This is a genomic window from Aneurinibacillus terranovensis DSM 18919 (genome assembly GCF_000430625.1).
GTDB lineage: Bacteria > Bacillota > Bacilli > Aneurinibacillales > Aneurinibacillaceae > Aneurinibacillus_B > Aneurinibacillus_B terranovensis.
On record NZ_KE387181.1, the window covers coordinates 21,393 to 31,472 of the forward strand.

Sequence of the window (10,080 nt, forward strand, 5' to 3'; positions counted from 1 at the left end):
TATTTTTACATACGTAAAAGGGGAAAACCATGCATATCCAAACACGAACAAAAATTCTAACGCTGGGCACTCTTGCCCTGTCCATCTGTGTTTTATTTAGTAACGCCTTTTTAAACGCCAGGCCGGCGCCTGTTCAAGCTGACGTTGGCGTAAAGGAACCGCTGCAACGCCCCGAAGTAACCCTGGCGTTTACCGGTGACATGCAGTTTACCGGTACAGTCGGTGAACAAATCAAAAAAAATGGCCTTAACTATCCGTTCGCCGCTGTGAAGCCCATCTTAACGAACGCGGATGTCACGGTAGGAAACCTGGAGACTACCCTTACAACCCGCGGCGTCGCCCAAACGAAGGACTTCACTTTCCGGTCGGACCCTCGGATGGCAAAAGCAATGGCCAATGCGGGCTTTGACATTCTCGGGCTTGCCAACAACCACGCAATGGATTTCGGACAAATCTCACTGCAGGATACGATTCAAAGCCTCGACAAAGAGCATCTGGCCCACATTGGGGGCGGAAAAAACAGTGCGGAGGCTACGTCCGTCTACTACATAACAAAAAAAGGGGAAACGATAGCCTTTCTTAATTACAGCCGGGTTCTGCCATCGGCTGGCTGGATGGCCACAGCGAAACGTCCTGGACTGGCCAGCGCCTATGATCCCGCTTTAATGTACAGCAAAGTAAAACAAGCACACAAAAAGGCTGATATTGTTGTCGTATTCCTGCACTGGGGCAAAGAGCTTGCAGCCACACCGGAGGCCTACCAGGTGAATATGGCCCATTCCCTTATCGACTGCGGAGCGGACATTATCGTCGGCAACCATCCCCACGTCACGCAGCCAGTTGAATGGTATAAACATAAACTCATCGCGTATTCACTGGGCAACTTTGTGTTTACCAACAGTATAAACAACCGCTGCAACCAGTCCGCCATTCTTCAAGTGGGTGTAACCGGGACTACCATAACCGGGAAGCTGATCCCGGTCCAGATTAAAAACGGCCAGCCCCGGTTAATGACATCTAAAGAGAAGGATAGCTTCTTAAACGGCGTGAGCAAAATCTCCCCGCACGCGTCCGTCACCAGCGCGGGACTTATTCTTCCCTAACGTTGGTCTCTTCGATGGAGCAGCCGAGCACCTCTTTGATCGTCTGCAAAAAAGCCTGCCCTGCCCGGGAGCGATAACGACCCCGGCGATACGCCATAACAAGCGTACGGAAAGGCTTTGGATTGCTAAGCGATACGTAGTGCGGCGCCTGCTCATCGCCGGAGCGGCGGGTAATCATACGCGGGATAAATGCAATCCCCATACCGGCTGCAACGAGGGATTGGACGGTTTCAATGTTCGTGCTCTCAAAAACAACCTTCGGAGTAAATCCTGCTTTCTCGCACCAATGAAGGGCCAGGTGGCGAAACCCCTGTCCCTCTTTCAACATAATAAAAGGCTCATCCTTTAGCTGCCCGAAGTCAACCTCCCCTGCCCCGCTCAACGGGTGATCCGGCGGTACCGCTAGGCAGATTTCTTCATCAACGATTTCCTCCCATTCCAGATTCGCCTCCCGTACCGGCAGCGTAAGCAGGCTCATTTCCGCCGTACCGCGCGCGGTTAGCTGCTCTAGCTCGAGCGTTTTTTCTTCAAGCAAACGAATGTGGACCCCCGGGTAGCTGCGCTTGAAAACCGGCAGCACGAGCGGCAAAATGTGGGCGCCAGTAATGGGCAGGCTGCCGATGGTTAGTTCGCCCTGTGTTAATTCCGCTACATCCTGCATTTCCTTCTTTAACTGTTCCATTTTATCCAAAATCTCCAGAGAAGAAGCAATAAACCGCTCTCCCGCATGAGTTAACCGAATCGAGTTGGTTGATCGTTCAAACAATATCACTCCGAGTTCTTTTTCCAGTTTGGCAATTTGCTGGCTAAGCGAAGGCTGAGCCAGGTGCAGCTTTTCCGCTGCTTTGGAAAAACTTTTTTCCGTCGCAATCGCGATCGCATACTGGAGTTGCCGTATTTCCACTGTTATCTCTCCTCAGATGATCATCCGTCTTGTTTTTTGTATAGGAAAAACCTATAGTTTTTATAGATATTATATCTTTGAACTTTTATTTTTACTATGTTAAAACTTATATAAAGATTCCAATATATATAAATCATCAAATGACTTAAGGGGGAGAAGCGCATGAAACCGCGTACCATGTTCGAAAAGATTTGGGACAATCATGTGATTTATGCTGAAGACAATAAGCCCAGCCTGCTATACATTGATTTGCATCTTGTGCATGAGGTTACATCACCGCAGGCGTTTGAAGGGCTTCGTATGACAGGCCGCAAAGTCCGCCGTCCGGATCTGACATTCGCCACAATGGATCATAACGTCCCAACAACGGATCGTTCGCTTCCTATTGAAGATCCAATTTCGAGACAGCAAATGGACGCCCTTGCGATAAACTGTAAAGAGTTCGGCGTTAGACTGTATGACCTTGACAGCCCGGACCAGGGCGTTGTCCATGTTATGGGACCTGAGCTTGGCTTAACCCATCCGGGCAAAACAATTGTGTGCGGCGACAGTCATACATCCACACACGGAGCATTTGGCGCCCTTGCATTTGGCATCGGGACGAGTGAAGTGGAACACGTCCTTGCCACCCAGTGCCTCCAGCAGAAAAAGCCAAAAACGCTTGAAGTTCACGTGGCCGGCCCGCTGCCAACAGGGGTGACGGCCAAAGATTTAATTCTTGCCATCATCGCAAAATGGGGCACCGCCTTTGCTACCGGTTATGTAATTGAATACACCGGGGAAGCCATTTCTAACCTGAGCATGGAAGAGCGCATGACGGTTTGTAATATGTCCATTGAAGCGGGCGCGCGCGCGGGGCTGATCGCTCCTGATGAAACAACGTTTGCGTACCTGAAAGGCCGTCCGTTTGCCCCTCAGGGAGCGGAATGGGACAAGGCGATCGCTGTATGGAAAACCCTGCGGACCGACGAAGGCGCCGAATATGATCGCCGCGTGGTAATTAAAGCGGATTCGATTGAGCCGCAGGTAACGTGGGGAACAAGCCCCGGCATGGGAATTGGCGTTACAGGGTCGGTTCCTGCTCCGGAAGATTTCTCATCGGAAAACGAACAGAAAGCTACACAAAATGCGCTCGCCTATATGGGTCTTGTTCCGGGCACACCGATGTCTGAGATTGCGATTGACCGCGTATTTATCGGGTCTTGCACCAACGGACGCATCGAGGATTTGCGGGCAGCGGCTAAAATCGCCAACGGCTATAAAGTTGCTTCCGGCGTTCATGCAATGGTCGTACCCGGTTCCGGTCGTGTGAAAGAACAGGCGGAAAAAGAAGGATTGGATAAAATTTTTACCGAAGCCGGATTTGAATGGCGTGAGCCAGGCTGCAGCATGTGCCTTGCGATGAACCCTGACGTACTGTCTCCGGGTGAACGCTGCGCCTCTACTTCAAATCGGAATTTTGAAGGCCGCCAGGGACGCGGTGGACGCACGCACCTGGTTAGCCCGGCAATGGCTGCTGCTGCCGCAATCGTCGGCCATTTCACGGATGTACGAAACTGGAGAGTAAAAGGATTGGAGGAGAAAACCCATGGAACCGTTTAAGTCGATTACAAGTGTGGTTGCACCACTGGACCGTGTCAACGTGGATACGGATGCCATTATCCCCAAACAATTTTTAAAACGGATTGAGCGTACAGGATTTGGTCAGTTCCTGTTTTTCGAATGGCGTTTTGATGAACAAGGGAACGTGATTCCATCGTTTGAATTAAACAAACCCCGTTACGCTGGGGCAAATATCCTTCTCGCCCGCAACAATTTCGGATGCGGTTCCTCACGGGAACATGCACCATGGGCCCTGCTTGATTACGGATTCAAGGTTGTTATCGCTCCGTCTTTTGCTGATATTTTCTACAACAACTGCTTTAAAAACGGCATTCTGCCCATTGTTCTTTCGGAAGAAACGGTAAGCCAACTGTTCGAGAATGTTGCAAGCGAGGAAGGCTATCAACTTACGGTTAACTTAGAAAACAATACAATCAGCGATAACCACGGCCTCGTTATCCCGTTTGAAGTGGATGCCTACCGTCGGGAATGCCTTCTGAAAGGGTTGGATGACATCGGCATAACGCTCACCCAGGAGGATAAAATCGCAGCGTATGAAGCAAACTATCCGAGTTATTATAAAGTGAACGCCTAGAAATAAGAGTGAAAAACTACAATGTTTAGCCCCCTTTGCTTGATAAACACATACAAGAAAAGGGGGCATTATTTGTTTTTCTTCCACTGAAACTCAATCATGCCATTCACTCCCTCTCTTCGTCTATTGTAGCAAAGAACTCCGGCTCTCCTCCATTATTTACACAAAATTCTTGACGCCACGAACAGAAAAAGGGTATTATTGGAAATACAAATGAAGAACTTTTCAGCTCGTCATGTACTGTCAAAATGGGTAACCCGCCATCTCGGCCCAAGCAACGATAGCCTATTTCGTTTTTGGAATTTCCGTGCTGTTGCTATCTTATCTCGCCGATTTATTCGGTGCGCGCACGGTTTATCTTTTTGCATCAGCGTTATACATCTTATCAGCGATAATAGGAGTTACAAAACGCGGAAGCTTGACAGTTGCAAAAAGTGCACTGGATTAACATTGCTTCCTAACTGCCGGGCATAGACTGTATCTATTACGCCTACGGGAAGGGTGTTATCGCTTATGCAATTTTACTATGGGGATAAAATGCCTTTAAGGATACTAGATGAAATAGAATTCTGGAAACAGCAAGAAGCTGAACATACGGTCGTCATCCGCGAGTTAGTTAGCAATCTGGAGGGCGAATTCCGGGAATCCGAGTATTTTATTGGAATCGCCCAAACAATCTTATATAAGTCGTAACGAACCTTTCCAACTTTCCAAACAATTTGTTACAATTAACATAATAGGACATACATGAAAAGAGGAAACATAATGGCACAGAAAACAAATGCGATGCGTTTGCTGGACCAACGAAAAATTCCATATGAGGTAAAAGAATACGAGGTCGATGAATCGGATTTATCTGCCGGAAATGCGGCGCGTAAAATCGGCTTACCACTTGACAACGTATATAAAACACTGGTCGCCCGGGGTGACAAATCCGGAATTCTGCTGGCCTGTATTCCGGGCGGGCGGGAATTACACCTGAAAGCCCTGGCCGGTATGAGTGGCAACAAAAAAGTCGAAGTGGTACCCCTTAAAGAGGTTCAACCGCTGACCGGCTATATTCGTGGCGGTGTATCCCCTGTCGGAACAAAAAAGAAATACCCGATTTATATTGACGAAGCAGTCCAACAGCTCGACAAAGTGTCTATTAGCGCGGGGGTGCGCGGCTGCCAGATGATCCTGAAACCGGATGATTTGCTCAAGGCAGTTGACGCCCGGTGCGGCGCCATTTCGAAGGAGGCTGACCTGTAACCCCTTCAAACGTACCTGCCTTATAACATGACACAAATCGTTCAACAATTTTGGGATGGTTAGTCATAGAAAAAAACTTCAGTTTTCGATATAGTAGAAATTGTGGAGAAAAATAGGTCAAAGGAATTAGTTTTCCCCACAAAGGAGCTGAGGGAATGAAGGAATACCGGGATTGTTTTAACTGCTGGTGGAAAATAAAAGGCAAGCAATGCAACTTCCTGAAGGAATTAAAAGAATTACAGTATGGTTACACGAACGGACTCTGCTGGGGATGGAGACCGCAAAACGTCAAAGATAAAGTAACCTACCTGGAAACATACGGCAGAGAAGTAGACCGGATTGGTGTTCTACCAGCTTTGAAATAAGCACTAACAAAAACCGCTGAACGGACCCGTCATCCGGACAGCGGCTCTGTCTTTTTTTATGCTGGTGTGTTGACCAACTTCTCGAATTCATCCAGTGTTTCTGCAAATACATCCAGCGCGCGATTAATCACCGCCGGGTCCGCCATGTCAACGCCGGCTGCCTTCAATAGATCAAGCGGCGGCTGCGATCCCCCCGCTTTAAGAAACGCCAGATACTTTTGTTTCCGGCTTGTCCCGCCTTTAAGCAGCCCATCGGACAGGGCAATTGCGGCAGAGAAACCGGTAGCATACTGGTACACATAAAAATTTTTATAAAAATGCGGAATGCGTGCCCACTCCATCCCGACAAGCGGATCGACGTGCAGTGCGGGCCCATAGTATTTCTTTGTTAAACCAAGATACATCGCTGATAAACGTTCCGCTGTGAGCGCTTCCCCTTTTTCCGCGGCGCGGTGCATACCATCTTCGAATTCTGCAAACATCGTCTGCATAAACAGGGTGCCCTGAAACATATCCAGATAATGTTTCAACAGCGCAGCTTTTTCCTGTTTGTTCTTCGAATGGGCAATCCACTGCCGCAACAGCAGCGATTCGTTCACTGTTGAGGCAACTTCCGCCACGAATATCGGGTAGTGCGAATCCAGATACGGCTGTGAACGGTCCGCATAATAAGTATGTACAGCATGGCCCATTTCATGGGCTGCGGTTAATACATCATTCAATGTTCCGTGGTAATTCAATAAAATATACGGTGGATATCCATATACACCTGTCTGATAAGCTCCTACCGTTTTCCCCGGGTAGCTGTATACATCAACCCAGCGGTTGGCAAACGCCTTATTTACCACCTGTTGATATTCCTGTCCGAGCGGCGCAAGCCCGTCATGTACCATTTTCTCCGCCTTTTCAAACGGGTAGTACTTATTTGTTCCCTTTATAAGGGGAAGACCAAGGTCATATTTGTGCATGGCATCCAGACCGAGCATTTTTTTGTGCAGCGACATATACCGGTGCAGCAGGTGAAGGCGCCTGTTTACCGTTTGAATCAGGTTATCGTACACCTTGTCCGGTATATCGGCGGAACTGAGTGAAGCATTCCGTGCCGAAGGATAGCGCCGGGCCTTTGCATACAAAATATTTTGCTTGACTTCCCCCTGCATCAGCGATGCAAAAGTATTTTTAAACTGGTCGTACGTACCGTACATCGCTGTAAAAGCACACTGTCTTACTTTCGCGTCCGCACTCTTCAAAAAGCTTCCGTAATTCGCTTTAGTAAGAGGTATCTCTTCGCCCCTTTCATTTTTTACGTAGGGAAACTTCAAATCCGCTTCGCTAAAAAGCTGGTACGTGTGTGCGGAGTTAGAAGCCGCAGCGCCGGCCAGCGCGAGGAGTTTTTCTTCGCCCTCAGGAAGAATGTGGTTTTTTTCCTTGCGCAATTCCGCAATATGATCCTTATATTTATCGAGCCGTTTATCGTTTTGGTATAAGCGGTGAAGCGTTCTCACTTGGATGGCAACGAGTTCCGGACCGAGATAGGCAGCGGAAACACCGGCATTTTGCCCGGTCTGACGGACTTTGTCAAGCATCGCCTGGTAATGTGGATCCGTCGTATGCGTGTCAAACTGAAGATGGGCATAAACATAAACCTTCTCCATCGTTTTCGATAGGTCTTCTTCTAATGCCATCGCATCAAATAAATTCGTTTCATTTGCCAGCTTACCCTTAAAAGAAGCGAGCCGGTAAACATTTTCGTTTATTCGGTTCACATCTTTCGCCCAATCGCCTTCATTTTTATACAGTCGTGTTAAATCCCACGTATCTTGGACGGAACGTTTCTCTTTCGCGCCTTGTTCTGTCGCATGGGCCACGCGGGGCGCGAAAAATAAATTATGACCTGCTATACAATGGAGCAGCAAGGCCGCACTGACTAAAAAAACGATCAGGGAAACTCCACTTTTTCGTAGCATGAATAACTCCTTTTTTAGTAGTTTCCCTATGTTTTCTACTGATTATGCAGTTGTTTCCTACCGCGCCCGCCGAAAAAATCTGTAGATCCCAAAAATAATAACCGCCCAGATGAGTAAACCGAAAATGGAAATGCCGCCCTCATAATATCCATACCCGTAGCCGCCGAACGGATGAAACATACTCCCGAGTAAGGTCCCTGCCCCGAAAGCACCCAGATGAGACCAGAATCCTCCCGTTCTGCCTGCCGCAGGGTTGGTGACTCCCAGGTTGGGATTCGTCACATTGGAGGACGGTGACCGGTACCCTGAGCGATAGCCATCTCCCCAAGGGCTTCTGCCAACTCTGCCGTACCCTCCTCTAAAACGTGCCTCCGTGTGCACATTGGAGCCATCAGCATGATTTACAGTTGGTTCACTCATCTGGTTTATAGAATAAGAATTCCCTCGAGCATTGGAACACCCGGATAAAACAGTTAACAGTAAAGCAATTATGGCAAAAAGTGCAATGATTTTCTTTCGCATATGGTAAAACTCCTTTGAAATGAGCAAAATAATGTTTAACGATTTTGATCCTTCATCGCCTTTCATGTTTATAATGCTCCAATTTCGCTTCTTCTAGGAGTTGAATTATTTGGTTATCGGAAGGACGTTCACACTTAATAAAATAGGGATACAACGCGTATCCCGGAATTTCTATTCTTATATTTTTCTGCCCGCTTTTCTTGATCGATTTACTCTTCAAAGCATTTTTCAATGAGCGCCATGCGGATATACAGCCCGTTCTGCGCCTGCCTAAAATAGGCCGCACGAGGATCTTCATCCACTTCCACCGCGATTTCTCCCGCCCGGGGAAGCGGATGAAGAATGATGCTGTCTTGCTTCATATGCGTGAGAAGTTCCCGGTCAATAATGTATTTTCCGCTGGCTTTCTCGTATTCGTCCAGGGACATAAAACGTTCCTTCTGGATGCGGGTCTGATAAAGCACGTCCGCTTTTTCCGCGACTTTCGTTAAATCGTATTCTTCTTCGTATGAAATTCCATGATCATCTAAATATTTTTTTACGTACGTGGGAATTTGCACATTCTCCGGCGCCGTAAATGAAATATGGATGTTTCGATAGTTTGTCAATAAATACGAAAGCGAATGAACCGTCCGTCCGTTTGCAAGATCCCCGATCATCGCAATATGTATCCCATCAATTCGCCCGATTTCCTTTTCGATCGTATACAAATCGAGCAGTGCCTGTGTCGGGTGCTCACCCGCTCCGTCACCTGCATTGAGGATAGGTACCGTTGCTACTGCAGCGGCGCGTTCCGCTGCCCCGATATCCGTATGGCGAATCACAATGACATCACTGTAACCCGAAACGACCCGAATCGTATCTTCCAGCGTCTCCCCTTTAATGGTGGAAGAAAACTGCGCCGCATTCTCGGTCCCAATCACCTTCCCGCCCAGCCGTGACATCGCCGATTCAAACGACAGGCGCGTTCGCGTGCTCGGTTCAAAAAAAAGTGTCGTCATTACTTTATTGGAATACCGGTCACTCCCGCCGTTCGCCACAACCCGCTCCATCTCCCGTGTCGTCTGAAAAATCCCCTCTAACATTTCCCGGTCAAATTGTTTTGCTCCCAATACGTGATTACGTTTCATTGACTCGTTCCCTCCAGCAGACATAAAAAAATTCAGGCGCAAAAGCTCCTTACCTACTATAACATTTTTCTCTTCGGCACGCTTTTCTTTTTGCATCTTCTGGAAAGGTATTCCTGCGATATTTACAACGTTACATAAAACTTTTCATTACCTGCAAAATTAACAGGTCCAGTCTCTGGCTGAGGAATAGGACGGTTGGATGTTGAAAATCATAATTGTGTTCTTTTAGCGCGCGTAATAATAAACACTTTGCTTCCTCAACCTCCATAAGTAATTTTTTTCTCGTATCTATTTTCAACACCCCTATTATAGCCAACACCTTTCGATCATTGACTTTGTTTACAGCCTAATGCTTGTCTGTATTCGTAATAGACAAAATTCGCTTATATATGTAAAGCAAACGCTCTGCTAAATCAATGCCTTGCTCAATATCACAAGGTTCCAATTTTGATAAGATATCAGCGATGATTTTAGACTCTTCCTTCATATTGTCTATGTCAAAGCTCTGGTTAATGCGTTTTTTAAATTCAAGCGTAATCACATCTGTATTTTCCTTTCTCCTTTAAATTGATAAAGACAAAGGTAATAAATCCACTAAACATCAAGCGATACAAAAAACCTAACAAAATAGTCATTTTGTT

11 protein-coding genes and 1 pseudogene are annotated in these 10,080 nt (G+C 47.3%); 6 read left to right on the forward strand and 6 right to left on the reverse strand.

What is annotated here, in order from left to right; all coding sequences use genetic code 11:
• Positions 1 to 29 precede the first annotated feature (29 nt).
• Positions 30 to 1,103, forward strand: coding sequence for a CapA family protein (locus H525_RS0121755; RefSeq protein ID WP_051331227.1), 1,074 nt, complete (start codon positions 30 to 32; stop codon positions 1,101 to 1,103).
• Here H525_RS0121755 and H525_RS0121760 read toward each other — a convergent pair.
• Positions 1,090 to 2,007 carry a LysR family transcriptional regulator gene (locus tag H525_RS0121760; RefSeq protein ID WP_027417922.1) on the reverse strand — a complete coding sequence of 306 codons (918 nt, stop codon included), beginning with the start codon at positions 2,005 to 2,007 and terminating at the stop codon, positions 1,090 to 1,092. The genes H525_RS0121755 and H525_RS0121760 overlap by 14 nt on opposite strands.
• Before the next feature lie 162 nt (positions 2,008 to 2,169).
• Between H525_RS0121760 and leuC the strand changes: the two genes are divergently transcribed.
• From leuC to H525_RS25165, 5 genes and pseudogenes are all read left to right on the forward strand, one after another.
• Positions 2,170 to 3,609 (forward strand): 3-isopropylmalate dehydratase large subunit, encoded by a 1,440-nt coding sequence (gene leuC / locus H525_RS0121765; protein ID WP_027417923.1) that lies wholly within the window; start codon positions 2,170 to 2,172, stop codon positions 3,607 to 3,609.
• Positions 3,596 to 4,204 carry a 3-isopropylmalate dehydratase small subunit gene (leuD, locus tag H525_RS0121770; RefSeq protein ID WP_027417924.1) on the forward strand — a complete coding sequence of 203 codons (609 nt, stop codon included), beginning with the start codon at positions 3,596 to 3,598 and terminating at the stop codon, positions 4,202 to 4,204. Before leuC ends, leuD begins: the two co-directional genes overlap by 14 nt.
• Positions 4,205 to 4,717: 513 nt before the next feature.
• Positions 4,718 to 4,852, forward strand: a pseudogene (locus H525_RS0121775) (DUF2935 domain-containing protein); the annotation flags it as partial.
• 117 nt (positions 4,853 to 4,969) lie between these two features.
• The gene (gene ybaK / locus H525_RS0121780) at positions 4,970 to 5,455 is read left to right on the forward strand and encodes a Cys-tRNA(Pro) deacylase (protein WP_027417926.1); all 486 of its coding nucleotides are present in this window, start codon (positions 4,970 to 4,972) and stop codon (positions 5,453 to 5,455) included.
• A 155-nt stretch (positions 5,456 to 5,610) separates the two neighbouring features.
• Entirely contained in the window at positions 5,611 to 5,820 is a 210-nt protein-coding gene (locus H525_RS25165) for a hypothetical protein (protein ID WP_035102327.1), read from the forward strand.
• A 56-nt stretch (positions 5,821 to 5,876) separates the two neighbouring features.
• Here H525_RS25165 and pepF read toward each other — a convergent pair whose 3' ends face one another.
• The 5 genes from pepF to H525_RS0121805 form a co-directional block, all read right to left on the reverse strand.
• Positions 5,877 to 7,787: an oligoendopeptidase F gene (pepF, locus tag H525_RS0121790; protein ID WP_051331228.1), complete on the reverse strand. Its 1,911-nt coding sequence runs from the start codon at positions 7,785 to 7,787 to the stop codon at positions 5,877 to 5,879.
• Between the two features lie 57 nt (positions 7,788 to 7,844).
• Positions 7,845 to 8,309 carry a hypothetical protein gene (locus tag H525_RS0121795; protein ID WP_162142526.1) on the reverse strand — a complete coding sequence of 155 codons (465 nt, stop codon included), beginning with the start codon at positions 8,307 to 8,309 and terminating at the stop codon, positions 7,845 to 7,847.
• 209 nt (positions 8,310 to 8,518) lie between these two features.
• Positions 8,519 to 9,439: an aspartate carbamoyltransferase gene (pyrB, locus tag H525_RS0121800; protein WP_027417929.1), complete on the reverse strand. Its 921-nt coding sequence runs from the start codon at positions 9,437 to 9,439 to the stop codon at positions 8,519 to 8,521.
• Positions 9,440 to 9,569: 130 nt separating this feature from the next.
• Complete coding sequence (locus tag H525_RS29820; protein WP_425387779.1) at positions 9,570 to 9,707, reverse strand: aspartyl-phosphate phosphatase Spo0E family protein; 138 nt, start codon at positions 9,705 to 9,707, stop codon at positions 9,570 to 9,572.
• A gap of 78 nt (positions 9,708 to 9,785) precedes the next feature.
• On the reverse strand, positions 9,786 to 9,980 hold the full coding sequence (locus H525_RS0121805) for a hypothetical protein (RefSeq protein ID WP_027417930.1): 195 nt from the start codon (positions 9,978 to 9,980) through the stop codon (positions 9,786 to 9,788).
• Positions 9,981 to 10,080 lie beyond the last annotated feature (100 nt).